General features: G+C 64.9%; 17 protein-coding genes. 13 read left to right on the forward strand and 4 right to left on the reverse strand.

Annotated features, from left to right (window positions below):
• From nuoG to V6V88_RS05965, 10 genes are all read left to right on the forward strand, one after another.
• Positions 1–2,328 carry an NADH-quinone oxidoreductase subunit NuoG gene (nuoG, locus tag V6V88_RS05920; RefSeq protein ID WP_338618364.1) on the forward strand — a complete coding sequence of 776 codons (2,328 nt, stop codon included), beginning with the start codon at positions 1–3 and terminating at the stop codon, positions 2,326–2,328.
• On the forward strand, positions 2,328–3,401 hold the full coding sequence (gene nuoH / locus V6V88_RS05925) for an NADH-quinone oxidoreductase subunit NuoH (RefSeq protein ID WP_056321725.1): 1,074 nt from the start codon (positions 2,328–2,330) through the stop codon (positions 3,399–3,401). Before nuoG ends, nuoH begins: the two co-directional genes overlap by 1 nt.
• Before the next feature lie 20 nt (positions 3,402–3,421).
• Positions 3,422–3,910: an NADH-quinone oxidoreductase subunit NuoI gene (gene nuoI, locus V6V88_RS05930; protein WP_008161196.1), complete on the forward strand. Its 489-nt coding sequence runs from the start codon at positions 3,422–3,424 to the stop codon at positions 3,908–3,910.
• A gap of 17 nt (positions 3,911–3,927) precedes the next feature.
• Positions 3,928–4,578, forward strand: coding sequence for an NADH-quinone oxidoreductase subunit J (locus V6V88_RS05935; RefSeq protein WP_062840512.1), 651 nt, complete (start codon positions 3,928–3,930; stop codon positions 4,576–4,578).
• On the forward strand, positions 4,575–4,883 hold the full coding sequence (gene nuoK, locus V6V88_RS05940; protein ID WP_006217969.1) for an NADH-quinone oxidoreductase subunit NuoK: 309 nt from the start codon (positions 4,575–4,577) through the stop codon (positions 4,881–4,883). Before V6V88_RS05935 ends, nuoK begins: the two co-directional genes overlap by 4 nt.
• 17 nt (positions 4,884–4,900) lie before the next feature.
• The gene (nuoL, locus tag V6V88_RS05945) at positions 4,901–6,940 is read left to right on the forward strand and encodes an NADH-quinone oxidoreductase subunit L (protein WP_338618372.1); all 2,040 of its coding nucleotides are present in this window, start codon (positions 4,901–4,903) and stop codon (positions 6,938–6,940) included.
• Complete coding sequence (locus tag V6V88_RS05950; RefSeq protein ID WP_280001848.1) at positions 6,937–8,439, forward strand: NADH-quinone oxidoreductase subunit M; 1,503 nt, start codon at positions 6,937–6,939, stop codon at positions 8,437–8,439. The genes nuoL and V6V88_RS05950 overlap by 4 nt, the downstream gene beginning before the upstream one ends.
• 9 nt (positions 8,440–8,448) lie before the next feature.
• On the forward strand, positions 8,449–9,933 hold the full coding sequence (nuoN, locus tag V6V88_RS05955) for an NADH-quinone oxidoreductase subunit NuoN (protein WP_056321736.1): 1,485 nt from the start codon (positions 8,449–8,451) through the stop codon (positions 9,931–9,933).
• 17 nt (positions 9,934–9,950) lie between these two features.
• Entirely contained in the window at positions 9,951–10,280 is a 330-nt protein-coding gene (locus V6V88_RS05960; protein ID WP_062840515.1) for a DUF2818 family protein, read from the forward strand.
• Positions 10,281–10,555: 275 nt separating this feature from the next.
• A complete protein-coding gene (locus V6V88_RS05965) occupies positions 10,556–12,817 on the forward strand; it encodes a TonB-dependent siderophore receptor (protein ID WP_223574547.1) in 2,262 nt (753 codons plus the stop codon).
• Between the two features lie 291 nt (positions 12,818–13,108).
• Here V6V88_RS05965 and serB read toward each other — a convergent pair whose 3' ends face one another.
• The gene (serB, locus tag V6V88_RS05970; RefSeq protein ID WP_062840517.1) at positions 13,109–13,966 is read right to left on the reverse strand and encodes a phosphoserine phosphatase SerB; all 858 of its coding nucleotides are present in this window, start codon (positions 13,964–13,966) and stop codon (positions 13,109–13,111) included.
• Between the two features lie 24 nt (positions 13,967–13,990).
• The gene (gene mfd / locus V6V88_RS05975; RefSeq protein WP_338618379.1) at positions 13,991–17,473 is read right to left on the reverse strand and encodes a transcription-repair coupling factor; all 3,483 of its coding nucleotides are present in this window, start codon (positions 17,471–17,473) and stop codon (positions 13,991–13,993) included.
• A 29-nt stretch (positions 17,474–17,502) separates the two neighbouring features.
• Between mfd and ispD the strand changes: the two genes are divergently transcribed.
• The 3 genes from ispD to V6V88_RS05990 all read left to right on the forward strand — a co-directional run bounded on the left by ispD (position 17,503) and on the right by V6V88_RS05990 (position 20,940).
• Positions 17,503–18,186, forward strand: a complete 684-nt coding sequence (gene ispD / locus V6V88_RS05980; protein WP_223574551.1) for a 2-C-methyl-D-erythritol 4-phosphate cytidylyltransferase — start codon at positions 17,503–17,505, stop codon at positions 18,184–18,186.
• Entirely contained in the window at positions 18,183–18,674 is a 492-nt protein-coding gene (ispF, locus tag V6V88_RS05985) for a 2-C-methyl-D-erythritol 2,4-cyclodiphosphate synthase (protein WP_056321752.1), read from the forward strand. The genes ispD and ispF overlap by 4 nt, the downstream gene beginning before the upstream one ends.
• Positions 18,675–18,879: 205 nt before the next feature.
• Positions 18,880–20,940 (forward strand): DUF4344 domain-containing metallopeptidase, encoded by a 2,061-nt coding sequence (locus tag V6V88_RS05990; protein ID WP_338618384.1) that lies wholly within the window; start codon positions 18,880–18,882, stop codon positions 20,938–20,940.
• 76 nt (positions 20,941–21,016) lie between these two features.
• Here the strand turns inward: V6V88_RS05990 and V6V88_RS05995 are convergent, their stop codons facing one another.
• Both V6V88_RS05995 and V6V88_RS06000 read right to left on the reverse strand, forming a co-directional pair.
• Positions 21,017–21,535: a carboxymuconolactone decarboxylase family protein gene (locus V6V88_RS05995; protein WP_042796792.1), complete on the reverse strand. Its 519-nt coding sequence runs from the start codon at positions 21,533–21,535 to the stop codon at positions 21,017–21,019.
• Between the two features lie 74 nt (positions 21,536–21,609).
• On the reverse strand, positions 21,610–22,158 hold the full coding sequence (locus V6V88_RS06000; RefSeq protein WP_006217982.1) for a peroxiredoxin: 549 nt from the start codon (positions 22,156–22,158) through the stop codon (positions 21,610–21,612).
• Between the last annotated feature and the right edge of the window lie 21 nt (positions 22,159–22,179).

The following is a 22,179-nucleotide window of genomic DNA, read 5'->3' on the forward strand; positions in this document are numbered from 1 at the left end:
ATGGTTGAACTAACCGTCGACGGCAACAAGGTCGAAGTGCCCGAAGGCAGCATGGTCATGCATGCCGCCCAGAAAGTCGGGCTTTACGTGCCGCATTTCTGCTACCACAAGAAACTGTCCATCGCGGCCAACTGCCGGATGTGCCTGGTTGAAGTGGAAAAAGCGCCCAAGGCGCTGCCCGCCTGCGCCACGCCCGTGACCAACGGCATGGTCGTCCACACCTGCTCGGAGAAGGCTCGCGCCGCTCAGAAGTCGGTGATGGAATTCTTGCTCATCAATCACCCCCTCGACTGCCCGATCTGCGATCAGGGCGGCGAATGCCAGCTGCAGGATCTGGCCGTGGGCTACGGCGGTTCTTCCTCGCGTTACCAGGAAGAAAAGCGCGTCGTCTTCCACAAGGACCTCGGCCCGCTGGTGTCGGCCGAGGAAATGTCCCGCTGCATCCACTGCACCCGCTGCGTGCGCTTCGGCCAGGAAATCGCCGGCGTCATGGAACTGGGCATGCTGGGCCGTGGCGAACACTCCGAGATCACGACCTTCGTCGGCCGTTCGATCGAGTCCGAATTGTCGGGCAACATGATCGACATCTGTCCGGTGGGCGCGCTGACCTCCAAGCCCTTCCGCTACAGCGCCCGCACCTGGGAACTGGCTCGCCGCCGTTCGGTCAGCCCGCACGACAGCCTGGGCGCCAACCTGGTCGTTCAGGTCAAGGGCGACCGCGTGATGCGCGTGGTGCCGTTCGAGGACGAAGCCGTCAACGAATGCTGGATCAGCGATCGCGACCGCTTCTCGTACGAAGGCCTGAACAGCGAAGACCGCCTGTCCGCCCCGATGATCAAGGGCACCGACGGCAAGTGGCAGGAAGCCTCCTGGGCCGATGCCCTGCAGGCCGTGGCCCAAGGCCTGTCGCGCGTGCGTGACAGCTTCGGCGCCGGCCAGATCGGCGCCCTGGCGTCCGAATACGCCACGACCGAGGAATACGCGCTGCTGGGCCGCCTGGTCCGCGCGCTGGGTTCCGAGAACATCGACTTCCGCCTGCGTCAGACCGACCCGGCCTTCGACGCCGCGCTGACCGGCGCGCCGTGGCTGGGCATGCCCATCGCCGAACTCGACAACCTGGACCGCGTCCTGGTCGTCGGCTCGTTCCTGCGCAAGGACCACCCTCTGATGGCCCAGCGTCTGCGCCAGGCGGCCAAGCGCGGCACGCAGATCCTGATGGTCGACAGCGCCGCCGACGATCCCCTGATGCCCGTGACCGCGCGCATCACCGTGGCCCCGTCGGAACTGGCGCGCGCGCTGGCCGAAGTGGCCGTCGCGCTGGCCCAGGCCAAGGAACAGACCGTGCCGGCCGAGTTCGCCTCGGTCACGCCGGGCGAAAACGCCAAGCTGATCGCCGCCAGCCTTGCCTCGGGCGCCAACACGGCCGTCCTGATGGGCAACCTGGCCGTCGCCAGCGCTCAGGCCACCACCCTGGCCGCCAACGGCCGCGCCGTGGCTGACCTGTCGGGCGGCAAGTTCGGCTTCCTGACCTCGGGCGGCAACACCGTCGGCGGCTATCTCGCCGGCGCCATCCCGGGCAAGGGCGGCAAGACCGCCGCAGCCATGCTCGCCGAACCGCTCAAGGCCTACATCGTCCTGCACGCCGAGCCGCTGCTCGACGCCGACAACGGCCAGCAAGCCATCGCCGCGCTGCGCGGCGCGCAGTTCGCCGTCGCGCTCACGCCTTACCGTTCGGCCGCTGCCGAATGGGCGGACGTGATGCTGCCGGTGTCGCCGTTCACGGAAACCTCGGGCACGTTCGTCAATGCCCAAGGTCTGGCCCAGAGCTTCAAGGGCACGGTCACGCCGTTCGGCCAGACCCGTCCGGGCTGGAAGGTGCTGCGCGTGCTGGGCAACGTCCTGCATCTGGCCGGCTTCGACGACGAGACCTCCGAGTCCGTGCGCGATGCCGTGCTGGCCAGCGGCGTCGAAGGCCGCCTGTCCAACGACGTCAAGGCCCCGCTGGGTCTGGGCCAGGCCCTCACCGGCCTGGAACGCGTCGCCGATGTGCCGATCTACCGCACCGACGCCATGGTGCGCCGCTCGGAACCGCTGCAGGCCTCGCCGGCTTCGAAGAAGCCCGCCGCCGCCATGAACGGCCGTACCCTCACCAGCCTCGGCCTGACGGCCGGCGTCAAGGTGCGCGTCTCGGCCGGGCAGGGCGCCGTCGAACTGGAAACCGTGCAGGATGATGCCGTGGCCGATCGTGCCGTGCGCATTTCCGCCGCCTTCGAAATTACCGCTGCCCTGGGTGGCGCATTTGGTCAAATCAGCGTGGAGCGTGCCTGATGGAATGGCTCAATGTTCTTGAAAGCCACGGTCAGGCATTGCTGGGCCCGACGGTCTGGATGGTCCTCTGGACCCTCATCAAGATCGTGGTCATCGCCGTGCCCATCATCCTGTGCGTGGCGTACCTGACGTACTGGGAGCGCAAGATGATCGGCGCCATGCACGTGCGCATGGGTCCGAACCGCGTCGGCTTCAAGGGGCTGCTGCAGCCTTTCGCAGACGTCTTCAAGCTGCTCACCAAGGAAGTCGTCGTTCCCAGCCAGGCCAACAAGGTGCTGTTCGTCGTGGCCCCCGTGGTCACGCTGATGCCCGCGCTGGCTGCCTGGGCGGTCGTGCCCTTCGGTCCCGACGTCGTGCTGGCCAACGTCAATGCCGGCCTGCTGTACATCATGGCCATCACGTCCATCGGTGTGTACGGCGTGATCGTCGCTGGCTGGGCGTCCAACTCCAAGTACGCGTTCCTGGGCGCGTTGCGCGCCTCGGCCCAGATGCTGTCGTATGAACTGGCCATCGGCTTCGTGCTTGTGACGGTGCTGCTGGTGTCGGGCAGCCTGAACATGTCCGAGATCGTCAACGTGCAGAACCGCGGCTGGTTTGCCGACAAGGGCCTGACGTTCATGTCCTGGAACTGGCTGCCGCTGTTGCCGCTGTTCGTGATCTACGTGATCTCGGCCGTCGCAGAAACCAACCGTCACCCGTTCGACGTGGTGGAAGGCGAATCCGAAATCGTGGCCGGCCACATGGTCGAGTACTCGGGCATGGCCTTCGCGCTGTTCTTCCTGGGCGAATACGCCAACATGATCCTGCTGTCCTGCATGGCGTCGATCATGTTCCTGGGCGGCTGGGCTTCCCCGATCGATATCGCGCCGCTGACCTGGATTCCGGGTTGGATCTGGCTGGGTCTCAAGACGTTCGTCGTGGTCTCGTTGTTCGTGTGGTTCCGGGCCTCGTTCCCGCGCTACCGCTACGACCAGATCATGCGTTTGGGTTGGAAAATCTTCATCCCGCTGACCGGCGTCTGGCTGGTCGTGGTGGCGATCTGGATGCAGACGCCCTGGAACATTTGGCGCTAAGCGCCAAGCAGAGGCAGGATATGGAAGCGATCAAGGATTTCTTCGGCAGCCTGATGCTGACCGAGTTGCTCAAGGGCATGCGCCTGACAGGCAAGTATTTCTTCAAGCGCAAGGTCACCTTGCGCTACCCCCAGGAAAAGACCCCTGCGTCGCCGCGTTTCCGCGGCCTGCACGCGCTGCGCCGCTACCCCAACGGGGAAGAGCGCTGCATCGCGTGCAAGCTGTGCGAAGCCGTGTGCCCGGCGCTGGCGATCACGATCGAGTCGGATCAGCGCGACGACGGCACCCGCCGCACGACGCGCTACGACATCGACCTGACCAAGTGCATCTTCTGCGGCTTCTGTGAGGAAAGCTGCCCCGTGGACTCCATCGTGGAAACGCACATCCACGAATACCACGGCGAAAAGCGCGGCGACCTGTATTTCACCAAAGACATGCTGCTCGCCGTGGGCGACCGCTACGAAGCCGACATCGCCCGCCGCCGGGCCGAAGACGCGCCTTACCGCTGAAGCCCAGGGTCTGATCCATGACTTTTACCACTGTCCTTTTCTACATACTGGCCGCCGTGCTGGTGATCGCGGCCTTCCGCGTGATCACCGCGCGCAGCGCGGTCACCGCCGTTCTGCACCTGATCCTGGCGTTTGCCAACGCGGCCATGCTCTGGATGCTGCTGGGCGCCGAGTTCCTCGCGCTGCTGCTGGTGCTGGTGTACGTGGGCGCCGTGATGGTGCTCTTCCTCTTTGTCGTGATGATGCTCGACATCCGCATGGACACCCTGCGCCAGGGCATGAAGACCTACCTGCCGCTCGGCCTGGTCATCGGTCTGGTGCTGGTGCTGGAAGTGTCCTTTGTGCTGGGCACCATCTGGTACGGCTCCGGTCCGCAGGCGCAGCTGCCCAGCGACTACAACAACGCCCGCGCGCTGGGCGAGGCGATGTACACGCAGTACGTCTACGCCGTTGAAGTGGGCGCCGCGCTGCTGCTGGTCGGCATGGTTGCCGCAATCGCGCTGACCCTGCGCCGCCGCCGCGACGTGAAGTACAACGACCCGGTCGCCGCTGTCCGCGTGCGTGCGAAGGACCGCTTCCGCATGGTGAGCATGCCCGCCCAGAGCGAGCGCGCCCAGGCCAAGCGTGACGCGTCGAACGGTGCCGCGCCCCAAGGAGAAAAACAATGACGCTGACGCTGGCCCACTATCTGATCCTTGGCGCAATCCTGTTCGCCATCGGGATCTTCGGCATCTTCCTGAACCGCCGCAACCTGATCATTCTCCTGATGTCCATCGAGCTCGTGCTCCTGGCCGTCAACATGAACTTCGTGGCGTTCTCCAGCTGGTTCGGCGACACCGCCGGCCAGGTGTTCGTGTTCTTCATCCTGACCGTGGCCGCCGCCGAAGCGGCGATCGGCCTGGCCATCCTGGTGCTGCTGTTCCGCAACCTGAACACGATCAACGTTGACGAACTCGATCGCCTGAAGGGCTGACGGGGTATTGGAAGAAAATGTCTAGCTCACCCAATCTCTACCTGCTCATCGCGCTGGCGCCGCTGGCTGGAGCAATTCTCGCGGGCCTTTTCGGCACCGGGTTCCTTGGCCGCCCCATCGGCCGCCGCGCCTCTCACATCATCACCATCCTGGGCGTGCTCATCTCCGCCATCGGTTCGGTGGTGGTGCTGGGGGACGTGCTGAACGGCCTGCGCTTTGACGGCGCGGTCTACACCTGGAGCCTGATCGGCCAGACCAAGCTGGAAATCGGCTTCCTGATCGATCCGCTGTCGGCCATGATGATGGTCGTGGTGACCTCCGTGTCCCTGATGGTGCACATCTACACCATCGGCTACATGGCTGACGATCCCGGCTACCAGCGCTTCTTCTCGTACATCTCGCTGTTCACGTTCTCCATGCTGATGCTGGTGATGTCGAACAACATGGTGCAGCTGTTCTTCGGCTGGGAAGCGGTGGGCCTGGTGTCCTACCTGCTGATCGGTTTCTGGTACACGCGCCCCACGGCGATCTTCGCCAACATGAAGGCGTTCCTGATCAACCGCGTCGGCGACTTCGGTTTCGTGCTGGGCATTGGCCTTCTGTTCGCCTACGCCGGCACCATGAACTACGGTGAAGTCTTCGCGCAGGCCGACAAGCTGGCCGGCATGACGCTGCCCGGTTCTGACTGGATGCTGCTGACGGTGGCGTGTATTTGCCTGTTCATCGGCGCCATGGGTAAATCGGCCCAGGTTCCGCTGCACGCCTGGCTGCCTGACTCGATGGAAGGCCCGACCCCGATCTCCGCGCTGATCCACGCCGCCACCATGGTGACGGCCGGCATCTTCATGGTCGCGCGTTTCTCGCCGCTGTTCGAACTGTCGGACACCGCGCTGTCGTTCATCATCGTGATCGGCGCCATCGGCGCGCTGTTCCTGGGCATCCTGGGCATCATCCAGAACGACATCAAGCGCGTCGTCGCGTACTCCACGCTGTCGCAGCTGGGCTACATGACCGTTGCCCTGGGCGCGTCGGCCTACTCGGTCGCGATCTTCCACCTGATGACGCACGCGTTCTTCAAGGCGCTGCTGTTCCTGGGCGCGGGTTCGGTCATCATCGGCATGCACCACGACCAGGACATCCGCAACATGGGCGGCCTGCGCAAGTACATGCCCATCACCTGGATCACCTTCCTGCTGGGCACGCTGGCGCTCGTCGGCACGCCGTTCTTCTCGGGTTTCTACTCGAAGGAAAACATCATCGAAGCCGCCGGCCAGGCCAACGTCTGGGGCGCGAGCTTTGCCTACTATGCCGTGCTGATCGGCGTGTTCGTCACGTCGCTGTACTCGTTCCGCGTGTACTTCCTGGTCTTCCATGGCAAGGAACGCTTCGACACCAGCGATCACGGCCACGGCCATGACGCGCACGGTCACGACGATCACGGCCACGACGACCACGGCCACGGCCACCACGGCGGCAAGCCGCACGAGTCGCCCTGGGTCGTCACGCTGCCGCTGATCCTGCTGGCCATCCCGTCGGTGTTCGTCGGCGCCTGGGCGGTCGACCCGATGGTGTTCGGCAAGTTCTTCGACGGCGTCATCAAGGTGCTGCCGCAGCAGCATCCCGCCATGCACGTGCTGAGCGAGGAATGGCACGGCTGGGTCGCCTACGGCCTGCATGCCTTCCAGACCCTGCCGTTCTGGCTGGTCGTCGCGGGCTTCGTCATCTCGTGGTACTGCTACCTGATCAACCCCAAGGTGCCGGCCGCCATCAAGGCCAACCTGTCGGGTGTGAACAAGATCCTCGAGAACAAGTACTACGTCGACTGGTTCAACGAGCAGGTCATCGCGCGCGGTCTGCGCTGCCTGGGCCGCGGCCTGTGGCAGACCGGTGATCGCGGCATCATCGATGGCATCCTGATCAACGGCAGCGCCCGTGTCGTGGGCTGGGTGGCAGCCATCAGCCGCCACCTGCAGTCCGGCTTCATCTATCACTACGCGTTCGCAATGATCATCGGCGTCATGGCGCTGGTGACTTTCTTTGTGCTGATTCCCCAATGATGGCAAGCGAGATGGCATCCAACACTTTTCCCTGGCTCACGCTTGCGATCTTTGTCCCGATCGTATTCGGCCTGCTGGTGCTGGCGGTGGGCCGTGACGACCGTCCCGGCCTGACGCGCGGCCTGTCGCTCGTCGGCTCGATCGCCGGCTTCCTGGTCACGATTCCGCTCTACACCGGGTTCGATTCCTCCACGGCCGCCATGCAGTTCGTGGAGAAGGCCTCCTGGATCGAGGCCTTCAACGTCAATTACCACCTGGGCATCGACGGCATTTCGATGTGGTTCGTGCTCCTGACCGCGTTCATCACCATCATCGTGGTGCTGGCCGGCTGGGAAGTCATCACGAGCCGCGTCGCGCAATACATGGCCGCCTTCCTGATCCTGTCGGGTCTGATGGTGGGCGTGTTCTGCGCGCTGGACGGCATGCTGTTCTACGTGTTCTTCGAAGCCACGCTGATCCCGATGTACATCATCATCGGCGTCTGGGGCGGCGGGAACCGCGTTTATGCGGCGTTCAAGTTCTTCCTGTACACCCTGATGGGTTCTCTGCTGACGCTGATCGCGTTCGTCTATCTCTGGAATGTCTCGGGCGGTTCGTTCGACATCCTGACCTGGCAGCAGACCAAGCTGGGCTACACCCCGCAGATCCTGATCTTCGTGGCGCTGCTCGCGGCTTTCGCAGTCAAGGTGCCGATGTGGCCGGTTCACACGTGGTTGCCAGACGCCCACGTGGAAGCGCCCACGGGCGGCTCCATCGTGCTGGCCGCGATCATGCTGAAGCTGGGCGCCTACGGTTTCCTGCGCTTCTCGCTGCCGATCGCGCCTGATGCCTCGCACAGCCTGGCCGGCCTGATGATCACGCTTTCGCTGATTGCCGTGATCTACATCGGCCTGGTCGCGATCGTGCAGGACGACATGAAGAAGCTGGTGGCCTATTCGTCGGTCGCTCACATGGGCTTTGTCACGCTGGGCTTTTTCATCTTCAACACGGCCGGCGTCGAAGGCGCCATTGTGCAGATGATCTCGCACGGCTTCGTGTCGGGCGCCATGTTCATGTGTATTGGCGTGCTCTATGACCGCATGCACTCGCGCCGCATCGCCGACTACGGCGGCGTGGTCAACGTGATGCCGCGCTTTGCCACGTTCTTCATCCTGTTCTCGATGGCCAACAGCGGCCTGCCGGCCACCAGCGGCTTCGTCGGCGAATTCATGGTGATCATGGGCGCGGTCGAGCACAACTTCTGGATCGGCCTGCTGGCAGCCACTGCCCTGATCCTGGGCGCGGCGTATTCGCTGTGGATGGTCAAGCGCGTCGTCCTGGGCGATGTCGCCAACGACCACGTGCGCGAGCTGACCGATATCAACCGCCGCGAATTCGTGATTCTTGGCGTGATGGCGATCGCCGTGTTGTACATGGGGATCTATCCCAAGCCCTTTACCGACGTCATGCACGTGTCGGTCGAGGCCCTGCTGCAACACGTTGCCGTCTCGAAACTGTAAGACAAGACAATGATGCAATCCCAAATCGATTTCGCCTTGGCGACACCGGAAATCCTTCTGCTGATTTTCGGCCTGGCTATCCTGCTCATCGACGCGGTCAGCAATCACCCCGAGCGCAAGCCGACGTTTCTGCTGACCATGCTTGCCCTGGGCGTGCTGACCGTCGTGTCGGCTGTGCAGTGGAAGAACGGCGTGGCTGGCTCGACGTTCAACGGCCTGTACGTCACGGACGAGCTGTCGCACCTGCTGAAGATCGCTTCGTACCTTGCCGTCGGCGTCACGCTGATCTACGGCCGCGTGTATGCGCAGGTTCGCGACATGGTGCGCGGCGGCGAACTCTACGTGCTGACGCTGTTTGCCCTGCTGGGCCAGATGGTCATGATCTCCTCCGGGAACCTGATCTCCATCTACCTGGGCCTGGAGCTGATGTCGCTGGCGCTGTACGCGCTGATCGCCCTGCGCCGCGACAACGTCGTGGCCACTGAAGCCGCCATGAAGTACTTCGTGCTGGGCGCGCTGGCCTCGGGCTTCCTGCTGTACGGCATGTCCATGATCTACGGCGCGACGGGTCACCTTGACCTGACCGAAGTGTCCAACGTCATCGCCGCCGGCAAGGCCGAGAAGATGGCGCTGGTGTTCGGCATCGTGTTCCTGGTGTCGGGCCTTGCGTTCAAGCTGGGCGCCGTTCCGTTCCACATGTGGGTGCCGGACGTCTACCAGGGTTCGCCCACCGCCGTCACGCTGATCCTGGGCGGCGCGCCCAAGCTGGCCGCTTTTGCGATCACGCTGCGCCTGCTGGTCGACGGCCTGCACGGCCTGGCCACGGACTGGCAGCCGATGCTGATGATCCTGGCGGTGCTCTCGCTGGCCATCGGCAACCTGACCGCCATTGCCCAGACCAACTTCAAGCGCATGCTGGCTTACTCGACCATCTCGCACATGGGCTTCGTGCTCCTGGGCCTGATGTCGGGGTCGGTGGCCGGCAAGCCGGAACTGTCGTCGGCCGCCTACGGCGCCTCGCTGTTCTACATGCTGACCTATGTGCTGACCACGCTCGCCAGCTTCGGCATCGTGCTGCTGCTGTCGCGCCAGGGCTTTGAGTGCGAGCACATCGACGACCTGAAGGGCCTGAACCGCCGCAGCCCGTGGCATGCCGCCATCGTGCTGCTCCTGATGTTCTCGCTGGCCGGCATCCCGCCGCTGGTGGGCTTCTACGCCAAGCTGGCCGTGCTGCAGGCGCTGGTTTCCGCCGGCCACGTGACGCTGGCTGTGGTCGCGGTGCTGTTCTCGCTGATCGGCGCGTTCTACTACCTGCGCGTGGTCAAGGTCGTCTACTTCGACGAACCGGCGGCCGACGCCGCCCCGATGGTGGCCACGGCCGGCCAGCGCGGCGTGCTGTCGATCAACGGCGCCTTGATCCTGGTGCTGGGTCTGTTGCCGGGTGGCCTGATGGCCCTGTGCGTGCAGGCCATCCGCTCGTCGCTGAGCCTCTGAGGAACGGATAACAGCCCATGAACCAGACGCTGGCGGTGTGGCTGTTGATCGCGCTGGCGCTTGTCAGCGCGAATCTTCCCTTCCTGACCGAGCGCGTCTTCGCCGTGCTGCCCTGGAAGCAGGGTGGGGCGGTGGCGGTCAAGCCGTTCTGGTTGCGGTTGGTCGAGGTGCTGGTGTTCTACGCCATCGTCGGCGCGCTGGGCTTTACGTTCGAGTCCACGCTGGGCAACCGCTTCGCCCAGACCTGGGAGTTCTACGCCATCACGCTCAGCCTGTATCTGGTGCTGGCCTACCCCGGGTTCGTGTACCGGTACCTCTTCAAGCGGCATCCTCGCCTTCGGGTCTGAGTCCTGCCCAGCACAAAATAGCGCCCCGATGTCGGGGCGTTTTTTTTGTCCTGCGCATGCCGGCATGGGCTTGTGACGCTTCCGGATTCCACGGTGGATCTGCCCCCGATTCGAATCTCCGCCCGCTTCGCATTTGCGGCAGATCAACTCTGTTGTTTTTTCATCTTTTAGATCATCAGCAGCCTGTCATTCAGGTTTCATTCAGCGCCTCAGTTCAGAATCGCAAACGACAAAAAAACAAGAATCGTTGCTATTTACATTCTGGAGAAGCTGGATTGAAGCCCCAAGATTCGTATTCGCTGAATACGCTCGCCACGTCGCTGGCTGCTGCGATTGCCGCCCCCGCGTTGTTCGTCAGTCCCTATGCCGCAGCGCAGTCCGCTGACAGCGGTGTGACGCAGTTGTCGCCCGTCCGCGTGGAGGGCGAAAGCTCGTCGTACCAGACGTCGACCGCGCAGTCTCCCAAGATGACGGCGCCGTTGCTGGACACGCCGCGCACGGTGCAGGTTGTGCCGCAGCAGGTGATCCAGGATCAGGCAGCATCCACGCTGCAGGACGTGCTGCGCAACTCGCCGGGGATCACCTTCGGCGCGGGTGAGGGCGGCCGTCCGGGCGGTGACCTGCCCATCATTCGCGGCCAGAATTCGGCCGGCAGCATCTTCCTGGACGGCATCCGCGACAGCAGCACGCAGGTGCGCGATACCTTCAATCTGGAGCAGGTCGAGATCATCAAGGGACCGGATTCGGTGTACTCCGGCCGCGGCGGCGCGGGCGGCAGCATCAACATGGTCAGCAAGACGCCAAAGGCCACGGACTTCACCGAAGCCACGGCGCAGATCGGCACGGACAACAACTACCGCGCCACGATCGACAGCAATTGGCGGTTGGGCGAGAAGGCGGCTTTCCGTCTGAACGTGATGGGCAACAAGGGCGACACGCCGGGCCGCGATGACGCAGTGGACTTCGAGCGCTGGGGCGTGGCGCCGTCGCTGATGCTGGGCGTGGGCACGCCGACGCGCATCACGCTGAGCTACTACCACTATCAGGACGACAGCATGCCCGATTACTCCATTCCGTATGACCCGAAGTCGGGTCAGCCGGTGACGGAGACCATGGGCGTGAGCCGCAAGTCGTTCTATGGCCTGACCGGCCGCGATTTCATGAAGACCCGGGATGATGTTGCCACCGTGGACTTCCAGCACGACTTCTCGGACAAGCTGCAACTGCGCAACGTAACGCGCTATGGCCGCGGCACGACGGATTTCGCGGCGACCAATCCCGACGACAGCAAGGGCAACATCCCGAACGGGCTGGTGTATCGCGCGCTCAAGTCGGGCTACTACGTCACCAAGACGTTCGCCAACCAGACGGACCTGACGGGCGAATTCGAGACCGGCAGCCTGAAGCACTCGTTCGACCTGGGCTTCGAGTACAGCAACATCAAGCAGGACAAGGACAGCTACACCCAGACGATCGCCCGGAGCCCGATGAACTGCAAGGTCAGCGCCACAGACCTGTCGAACCCGGCGCTGTGCACCTCGCTGTGGGATCCGAATCCCCACGACGACTACACCGGCAAGCTGACCCGCAACAACAATCCTGCCGTCTACAACACGGACACGCTGGCCCTCTACGGCTTCGACACCATCAAGTTCAACGAACAGTGGCAAGCCAGCCTGGGCGCACGCTGGGACAACTACCGCACCAGCGGCAGCAACATCGCGCGCGGCCGGAACGATCCGTCCAGCACCCCCGCGTTCTACAGCACGAGCCGTGAGGACAATCTCTTTAACTACCAGGTCGGCCTGGCGTACAAACCCGTGCCCAACGGCACGATCTACGCGACCTACGGCACCTCGTCGACGCCGTCCGCCATTGCTGGCGGAGCGATCAGCGATGCGACCTCGCTGTCGACGTCTTCGCTGGAACCGGAAAAGAGCCGCACGGTGGAGCTGGGCACGAAGTGGCAGGTGTTCGATGACAAGCTGACGCTGTCGGCCGCGGCGTTCCAGGACATCCGCAAGAACACCAGCGTGGCGGTGTCGGCGACCGAAGTGGCGCAAGTGGGCGAAGCCAAGGTGCGCGGCATCGAGCTGGGATTCTCGGGCGCCATCACGCCGAAGTGGAATGTGTTCGGCGGCTACACCTTCATGGACAGCGAAATGACCAAGGGCGCCTACAACAGCGGCGCCGTCGGCCAGGACCTGCCCAACACGCCGCGCAACGCCTTCAGCCTGTGGACGACCTACAAGGTCCTGCCCAAGCTGACGGTCGGCGGCGGCGCGTACTACGTCGACAAGGTGTACGGCAACTCGGACGCCACGAAGAATGCCGACGGCACGCCCAAGGCGCGCTGGGTGCCGTCGTACTGGCGCTTCGACGCGATGGCCGGCTATGAATTCAACGAGCACTTCTCGGCGCAGTTGAACGTGCTGAACATCTTCGACGAAACGTACTACACCAAAGCCTACGCTGCGCACTACGCGGCGCTGGGCACGGGCCGGGCGGCGCTGCTGTCCCTGCGCGTGCGGTACTGATGGCGGGGCGCCGCGTCAGCGGCGCCTGCCTGCATGAAAAAAAGCCACCTCGTTGCTGAGGTGGCTTTTGCGTTTGGGAGGTGGCTGGCTTCCGTTGCAGCGCGGTGTGAGCACGGTGTCTGACACCCGTTGGGACGCTGCCGCAGGCTGACGGCCATCTCCCCAGGGTGTCAGACACCTTTGAGGCAATGCGTTGCGGCACGGTGTCTGACACCCGTTGGGACGCTGCCGCAGGCTGACGGCTATCTCCCCAGGGTGTCAGACACCTTTGAGGAGACCTTTGAGGCAGGATCAGCTCTCGAACCAGTTCAGCACGCCGTCCAATCCGGAGACGTTCAGCGCGTAGCGCGTCTGCTGACGCACCAGCGGCTTGGCGTGGTATGCCACCGGAAAGCCGGCGTTGGCCAGCATCTTCAGGTCGTTGGCGCCGTCGCCCATTGCGATAATCTGATCCGTCGAGGCGCCGTGCGTGCGCGCAAAATCGCGCAGGTGGGCGGCCTTGGCGTCGGCGTCCAGGATGTCGCCAAGCACGCGTCCGGTTAGCACGCCGTCTTCGATTTCCAGCGTGTTGGCGTGGGCGCTGTCCAGGTTCAGGCGCGCGCGCAGGCGCTCCGTGAAGAAGGTGAAACCGCCCGACACCAGCAGCACCTTGATGCCGGCGGCCTGGGCTGTGGAGATCAGGCGTTCGGCGCCCGGGTTCAAGCGCAGCTTTTCCTCGTAGACCTGGTCCAGCGCGCCAGCCGGCGCGCCTTTCAGCAGCGCGACCCGTCGGCGCAGGCTTTCGGCAAAATCCTTGATCTCGCCGCGCATGGCGGCCTCGGTGATCTCCGACACCTTGTCTTTCACGCCGACCACGCCCGCGATCTCGTCGATGCATTCGATGTTGATCAGGGTCGAGTCCATGTCCATGGCCAGGACCTTGCAGTGGGCAAGCTTCAGTCCGGCAGGCACGAAGGCGGCGTCCACGCCGCGCGCCTCGGCGAAGGCGCAAACCACCGCGCGCGTCTCGTCGTCGTGCTGCACGTCGAGCAGGCGCGCCGCGGTGTTGCTGATGCGCGCCACGCCCTGGGCCTGGGCCAGCGCGGCAAGCTGCTCCGCATGTTCGATGGCGAGGCCGGGGGATTGAACGACGAGATTGTGGGTAGTCATGGCGGATGGGAAGGAGAGTCGGGGTTACTTGAGCGCACGCAGGACGGCGCGCACGGCGTCGGCCCTGGCGGGAATGAGGGGGGCCTTGATCTCGGCGCGCAATTTGTCCTGTCCGGCCAGCTTGATGTGACGCTGCCGCTGGACGAGGTCGATGATGCGGGCCGGATCGACCGAGGTCTTGGGGCCGAACTGAATCAGGGCCTGCGCTTCGCTGGCGTCGATCTTGACGATGCCCAGCGGCTGGGCCGCAAGCCGCAGGCGGTGCGTGGCCAGCAGGGTCTGGGCCGCTTCCGGCAGCTTGCCGAATCGGTCGATCAGTTCTTCCTGGATGTGGATCAGGTCGTCTTCGTCGGCGGCGTGCGCCAGCCGCTTGTAGATGGCCAGGCGCGCATGCACGTCGGCGCAATAATCGGACGGCAGCAGCGCCGGGGCGTGCAGGTTGACCTCGCACGCCAGGTTGAAGGGCGCGTCCAGATCGGGTTCTTCGCCGGCGCGCAGCGCGCGCACGGCCTCGTTGAGCATCTCGTTGTACATCGAGAAGCCCACTTCCTGGATGTTGCCCGATTGCGAGTCGCCCAGCACTTCACCGGTGCCCCGGATTTCGAGGTCGTGCATCGCCAGGTAAAAGCCCGAGCCGAGCTCTTCCATGGCCTGGATGGCTTCCAGCCGCTTCTTGGCGTTGCTGGTGATGGCGTCTTCGCCGGGCGTCAGCAGGTAGGCGTAGGCCTGATGGTGCGAGCGCCCGACGCGTCCGCGCAACTGGTGAAGCTGCGCCAGGCCGAAGCGGTCGGCGCGATGGATCACGATGGTGTTGGCGCTGGGCACGTCGATGCCGGTTTCGATGATGGTGGTGCACAGCAGCACGTTGTAGCGCTGCTGGTAGAAGCCCTTCATGACCTGTTCGAGTTCGCGCTCGGGCATCTGGCCGTGCGCGACGGCGATCCGGGCCTCGGGCACCAGCTCTTCCAGGCGCGCCCGGCGGTTGTGGATGGTCTCGACCTCGTTGTGCAGGAAGTAGCACTGGCCGCCGCGCTTGAGTTCGCGCAGCAGGGCCTCGCGCAGCGTGCTGCCGTCTTCGCGCCGCACGAAGGTCTTGATGGCCAGGCGCTTCTGCGGCGCCGTGGCAATGACGGAGAAGTCGCGGATGCCTTCCAGCGACATGCCGAGCGTGCGGGGAATGGGCGTGGCGGTGAGCGTCAGGACGTCGACCTCGGCCCGCAGCGACTTGAGCGCTTCCTTCTGGCGCACGCCGAAACGGTGTTCCTCGTCGATGATGACCAGACCCAGCCGCTTGAACTTCACATCTTTCGACAGAATCTTGTGCGTGCCGATGACGATGTCGACCCGGCCGTCGTTGATGCCTTCGATAGCGGCCGAGACTTCCTTGGCCGAGCGGAAGCGCGACAGTTCCACGACGCGTACGGGCCAGTCGGCGAACCGGTCCGTGAAGGTCTGGGCGTGTTGCTCGGCGAGCAGGGTGGTGGGGCACAAGAGCGCCACCTGCTTGCCATTGGCGACGGCCAGGAAGGCGGCGCGCAGCGCGACTTCCGTCTTGCCGAAGCCGACGTCGCCGCAGACCAGGCGGTCCATCGGGCGGCCCGAGGTCATGTCGCTGATGACAGCCTGGATCGCCGCGGACTGGTCGGCCGTCTCTTCAAAGCCGAAGCCCTCGGCGAAGGCCTCGTAGTCGTTCAGCGGCAGGTTGAACGCAAAGCCTTCGCGCGCGGCGCGCTGCGCATACAGCGCCAGCAGTTCCGCAGCGGTGTCGCGCACCTGCTTGGCCGCCTTGCGGCGGGCCTTGTCCCATTGCCCCGAGCCCAGCTGGTGCAGCGGCGCGGCTTCCGGATCCGCGCCGCTGTAGCGGGCGATTACGTGCAGCTGCGACACCGGCACGTACAGCGTGCTGCCGTTGGCGTACTCAAGATGAAGAAACTCCATCTCGCCTTCGCCCATGTCCATGTTGACCAGGCCGTGGTAGCGCCCGATGCCGTGCTGGGCGTGGACGACGGGATCGCCCTCGCGCAGCTCGGACAGGTCGCGCACCATGGCTTCGACGTTGCTGGCGCGCTCCTGGTCGCGCTTGCCGCGGCGTCCCGGCGTTGCCAATCCGGGGTAGAGGTCGTTTTCGGTCAGGAAGGCGAGGTTCGCGTCCGGCAGCTGGAAGCCCACGCCCAGCGGTGAGGCGACGATGCCGAAATGCGCGTCCGACGCCAGGAAGGCCTCGATGGTCTCGGGCTGCGCGTCAGGCGTGACGCCGAACTCGTGCAGCATCTGCACCAAGGTTTCGCGGCGCCCCGCGGAATCGGCGCACAGCAGCACGCGGGTCTGGCCCGCCTGCACCAGCGTGCGCAGCTTGGCGATGGGATCTTCCGCGCGGCGCGCCACGCTGACATCGGGCGCGGCCCGGAAGTCGGGGTGCGGCTGGCCGGCAGTCAGCGACAGGCGGCGAAAGGCCTTCAGCCGGCCATACAGCGATTCGTTGTCCAGGAACAGGGCCGAGGGCGGCAACACGGGACGCTCGCGATCGCTCTTCAAGAAGCCGTAGCGGCTGGCCGTGTCCTGGTTGAAGCGCTGGATCGCGTCGTCGATGTCGCCGACCGTGACCATGACCGTGCCTTCGGTCACGTAGTCGAACAGCGTGGCGGTCTCTTCGAAGAACAGCGGCAGGTAGTACTCGACGCCGGCAAAGGGGATGCCGTTGCCGATGTCCTTGTAGGGCAGGGCGCGCGAGGGATCGCCTTCGAAAATTTCCCGAAAGCGCGCGCGGAACCGGTTGCGCGCGTCCTCGTCCATCGGGAATTCGCGGCCTGGCAGCAGCTGGACCTCGCGCACGGGGTACAGGCTGCGCTGGGTGTCCACGTCGAAACTGCGGATGGTCTCGATTTCGTCGTCGAACAGGTCCAGGCGGTACGGCACCACCGAGCCCATCGGGAACAGGTCGATCAGGCCGCCGCGCAGGCAGAATTCGCCGGGCGCGGTCACCTGGGTGACGTGGTTGTAATTGGCCAGCGTGAGCTGCGCGCGCAGCGCCGCTTCGTTCAGCCGGTCCTTCTGCTTGAACGAGAACGTGTAGGCGGCCAGGAACGAGGGCGGCGCCAGCCGGTACAGCGCCGTGGTGATGGGCACCGTCAGCACGTCCACCGTCTTCATCATCAGCGAATGCAGCGTGTGCAGGCGCTCCGAAATCAAGTCCTGGTGCGGCGAGAACGCGTCGTAGGGCAGGGTTTCCCAGTCGGGCAGCTGCCGCACGCGCAGACCGGGCGCGAACAGCTGGATTTCTTCGGCCAGGCGCTGCGCTTCCAGGGGCTCGGCCGTCAGGATGACCAGCGGGCCGCCGGCCTGGCGGGCCAGATCCGCCAGCAGCCAGGCGTCGCCGGAACCCGGCGGCCTGGGCTGCGCGTAGCGCGTGCCGGGCTTCAGCGCGGACAGGGTGGGAACCGTGGCGGGGACGGGGGGGGCGGCCGTGGCGGAGGAGGAAGGGGCGGGCATCAGGCTGGAAGCGGACATCAAGCGAACGATTATAAAATCTCCGCACCATGTCTGACGCAATCATCGCAATCGTGCCCGCCGCCGGTGTCGGCGCCCGCGCCAGCCGGCCCGGACACGAGGCCGTTCCGAAGCAATACCGTCCATTGGCCGGACAGCCCATGCTGCGCCATGCGGTCAGCGCGTTGCTGGCCGACGCGCGCGTGTCCGAGGTGCGGGTGGCGGTCAGCCCGGGCGACGGCTGGGTCGATGCCGCGCTTGCTGGCCTGCCGCGCACCGTCTGGCGTGCCTGCGGCGGCGCGACGCGCGCCGATACGGTCGCCGGCGCGCTTGCCGACAGCGAGGTCGCCGACGACACCTGGGTGCTGGTGCACGATGCGGCTCGCCCCGGCTTGCCTGCCGAAGCGCTGGCGCGGTTGATCGATGCCTGCCTGGCCGATCCGGTGGGCGGTTTGCTGGCCCTGCCGGTGGCCGATACGGTCAAGGGCGGGCACCAGCGGGTCGAGCGCACACTGGACCGCAATGGCCTGTGGCTGGCGCAGACCCCGCAGATGTTCCGGGCTGGCGTGCTGCGCGATGCGCTGACCGCGGCCTCCGTGAATGGCGTCATCGTCACCGACGAGGCCTCGGCCATCGAGGCCGCCGGCTACGCGCCGTTGCTGGTCACGGGGTCGATGCGAAATTTCAAGGTGACATGGCCGGACGATTTTGAACTGATGGAAAAATGGCTATGAGCATTCCTTTTCGCGTTGGTCAGGGCTTTGACGTGCACGCGCTGGTCGAAGGCCGGCCGCTGATCATCGGCGGGGTCACGATTCCCCATACGCACGGCCTTTTGGGGCATTCCGATGCGGACGTGCTGCTGCACGCCATCACCGACGCGCTGCTGGGCGCGGCGGGGCTGGGCGACATCGGCCGGCACTTTCCCGACACCGATCCGGCCTTCAAGGGGGCCGACAGCCGCGTCCTGCTGCGCGAAGCCATGGCGCGCGTGCGCCAGGCGGGCTGGGCGCCGGTCAATATCGACGCCACGCTGCATGCGCAGGCGCCCAAGATCGGCCCGCACGCGCCGGCCATGGTGAAGAATATTGCCGCCGATACCGGTCTGGCAGAGACCGAGGTCAACATCAAGGCCAAGACCAACGAAGGGTTGGGCTACCTGGGCCGCAAGGAAGGCATCGCGGCGACGGTGGTCGCGCTGCTGGCGCGCGTGGATTCCTGACGCGCTACCGGTTCCGTGGCGCTAACGCCACGCGTGCCCCCAAATCGAAAGCCGTCCGTGCCGCCAGCCCGGGCGGCTTTTACGTTGGAATACATCTTTAACAAATGAATAAGCGGACCGGTTTGATCTGACATACGCTGCGCGACTTGAAATCTGACTAATCAGGGACATTCAGATGCGATTCCGTGGCGCGGGGCTATTTTTCATGCTGGCCGCTTTTGCTACCACCGCGTACGCGGCGTATGAGAAGCAGCTCGGCCCACTGGCAGGCACCGTCAAACAGCAGCTTTTGCAGGGCTGGCACGTCGGCGAGCAGGACGGCTGGTTCACGTTGCGCAATAGCGACGTGCCTGGCGGCGAGCAGACGTTCTACATCAATCCGGGGCCCGCGCCCGAGACGGGTCGCATCACCGATGTCAACGTGATGGTCAACTCGAAGAGCCCCAAGGCGTCCATCGGCATCGCGCTGAACAACAACGCGCGCAAGAGCCTGTGCCTCCTGGAGATCCGGGCGGACCGCAACACGATGCTGTTCTGTCTGGAGGGCCAGACGCGCCGCGACATCGCTTCCGTGCCCAACGTGGCCAAGCTGGACGGCACCGACCGCATCAGAGTGGTGGAAGTGCCCGGCGCCGCGCGTTTCCTGGTCAATGGCCAGAAGATTGCCGACATCGAGAACGAGCCCGCGCTGGGCAGCGAGATCGGCATCATGGCGTACGACGAAGGCACGTTCGGCATTGCCGACTTCATGATCGTGTCGGACGTGGCTGCAAAGCCCGCCGGGTCCGGCGCGCAAGGCGGCGCGGGTGCGCCGCGCGTGCCGTCGGCGGCGCCGCCTCCCGCGCCCGCCAACAACACGCCCGCCACCCGCACGCCCGCCAACAACGCCCCCGGCTTGCCGGGCGAGGGTCCCTATCCGCGCTTTGGCGGCGATACGTTGCGCATTGTCGGGGTCTACGTCGGGATCATGCGCAGCATCTTCCTGCACGAGTTTGGCCACGCGCTGATCGGCGAGCTGGAGTTGCCGGCGACGGGCGCCGAGGAAGACGCGGTCGACATGTACTCGGCGTTGCAGATCGTCGAGCCCACCATGTATCCGACCAAGGACGAGGACCTGAACACGATGGCCCGCGAGGCTGCGACGTATGCCGCGCTGCAGTGGTACTACAGCGGCAAGCTGGCGGAAAAGCGCGGCGCCTCGGCTAATTCGGCCTGGCAGGACGAGCACACGGGCGACTTGAAGCGCTTTCGCAACATGCTGTGCATCATGTACGGCGGCAATCCCGCGGTGTTCGAACCGGTGGCCAAGCACGTTGGCTTCGAGGACCGGACCAAAGCGCGGTGCACGGACGAATTCAACAAGCAGAACCGCGCGTGGCGCCGGCTGCTGGCGCCGCACACGCGGGTCGGCACCTGGACGCCCGACGGCCTGCAGCCGGCCAACGCGCCCGGCGCGCCGGTCAACGTGGTGTTCGAGCCATCCAAGCGCAAGATCGGCAACCTGTTCGCGAACAACCTGTCCGAGGCCATCACCAACAACATCAAGCTGCTCGGCCAGACCTACGTGCTGCCGCGGCCGGTCAACGTGGTGTTCAAGGATTGCGGCCAGTTGAACGCCTGGTACAACCCGCGCGAGGGTTCTATCACGATGTGCTACGACCTGATCGAGAACATCGCGGTGATGGTTTCGGATATTGAGATGGGCACGGTGGGCGGCGAGGTCGTCGCCAAGGATGGCGGCGCACCGCAGGCGCCGCGGCAACCGCCCGCGGCGGGGCAGGGCATGCCGGCGCTGCCCGCCGGCGCCTTCGACGAGCTGAAGGACTACGGCGTGCCGCCGACGAACCTGCTGTTCTCGTCGCCGTATCGGGGGCCAACGCCCAACAAGCACACGCGCGCCGACATCATCACGACGCCGGAGCTGGTGCGGTTGATCAACAACGATAAGAACATTCTCATCATCGACACCAGCGGGCTACGGGAGACGCTGCCCATCGCCTATCCGCTGTCCGACGCCGGGTCGGACGGCAGCGTCGCGGACCACCTGCAAGGCGCGCTGGACGCCTGGCTGAAGAAGAACACCGGAGACCGGCGCGACACGCCCATCGTGTTCATGGGCGCGGGCATGAACGACCGATCCTCCTACAACGCGGCGCTGCGCGCGGGGACGCTGGGTTGGCGCGCCTACTGGTATCGGGGCGGCATGGAGGCGTGGACCGCCAACGGCCTGCCGACCGCGCCGGTCAAGCCCGCCGCCGGCAAATAGCGCGGTACACGTCAACCAAAAGGAAAAGCCCGCCTGCATCAAGCAGGCGGGCTTTTTTTTGCGAGCATCGGGTCGCTTACTTGCCTTGGGCGGCCAGCGCCAGCGCGGCGGCGTTGACGACGGCGGCAATCCGGCCGGCGTCGCGCAGCTGTTCGGTCGACAGGCCGTCGTTCTTCAGGTTCTCATAGTGCGAAGCCACGCAGAAATGGCACTTGCCGATGATGGAAGCCACCAGGGCGAAGAGTTCGAAGCGCTTCTTTTCCACGCCGCCGTGGGTGGCGTAGGCGTTCATGCGCAACTGGGCCGGCAGGCTCTTCAACTGGGCGTCGCCGGTCATCTCCACGTAGGGATACCAGGTGTTGTTCATGCCCATGAGGGCGGAGGCGGTCAGCGCGGCATTGGCGTCGCCTTCCGACAGGCCGCTCTTGAAGGCCTCGACCAGCACCGGGCTGCGCGCGGCGTACGCGGCGGACAGGGCGGCGCCCACGGCGTCTTCGGGAGCCAGCGTCGAGCGGGCAATCACGGCGTCCAGATTCAGGCGGATGTCCTTGGCCCAATCCGGCAGCTGTTCCTTAATGGTCGTAAGAAATTCCATAGTTTTTACCTATAATCTAGCGCAATTAATGCCCGGCGCAGGGCCTGCGGACAGGCCCCGGACCGGGCTGGAAATTACAGCGTGGCGCCGCCAACCGTACGGTTGCACGGGCACAGTTCGTCGGTTTGCAGACCGTCGAGCAGACGCAGCACTTCTTCCGGGTTACGGCCGACGTTCAGGTTGTTCACCGAAACGTGCTGGATCGTGTTGTCCGGGTCGACGATGAACGTGGCGCGCAGGGCAACGCCAGCACCCTTTTCACGCACGCCCAGCTGGTCGATCAGGGCGCCGGTGGTGTCGCCGAATTGGTAGTGACCCAGCTTGTTCAGGTCCGGGTGCTCACGGCGCCAGGCCAGCTTGACGAATTCGTTGTCGGTCGAACCGCCCAGCAGGACGGCGTCGCGGTCTTCGAAATCCTTGGCCAGCTTGTTGAAGCCGACGATTTCGGTCGGGCACACAAACGTGAAGTCTTTCGGGTAGAAGTAGATCACCTTCCACTTGCCGGGGAACGAGCTTTCGGTGATGTCTTCGAACGCCGACACGCCGTTTTCTTCGTGCTGGTTGAAGCCGGGCTTGACGCCGGTGACCTTGAAGGGTTCGAGTTTGTCGCCAACAGTTTTCATGTTTACTCCCGTAGTTGTTGG

Source organism: Achromobacter sp. E1 (assembly GCF_037039475.1).
GTDB classification, from domain to species: Bacteria; Pseudomonadota; Gammaproteobacteria; order Burkholderiales; family Burkholderiaceae_B; genus Achromobacter; species Achromobacter mucicolens.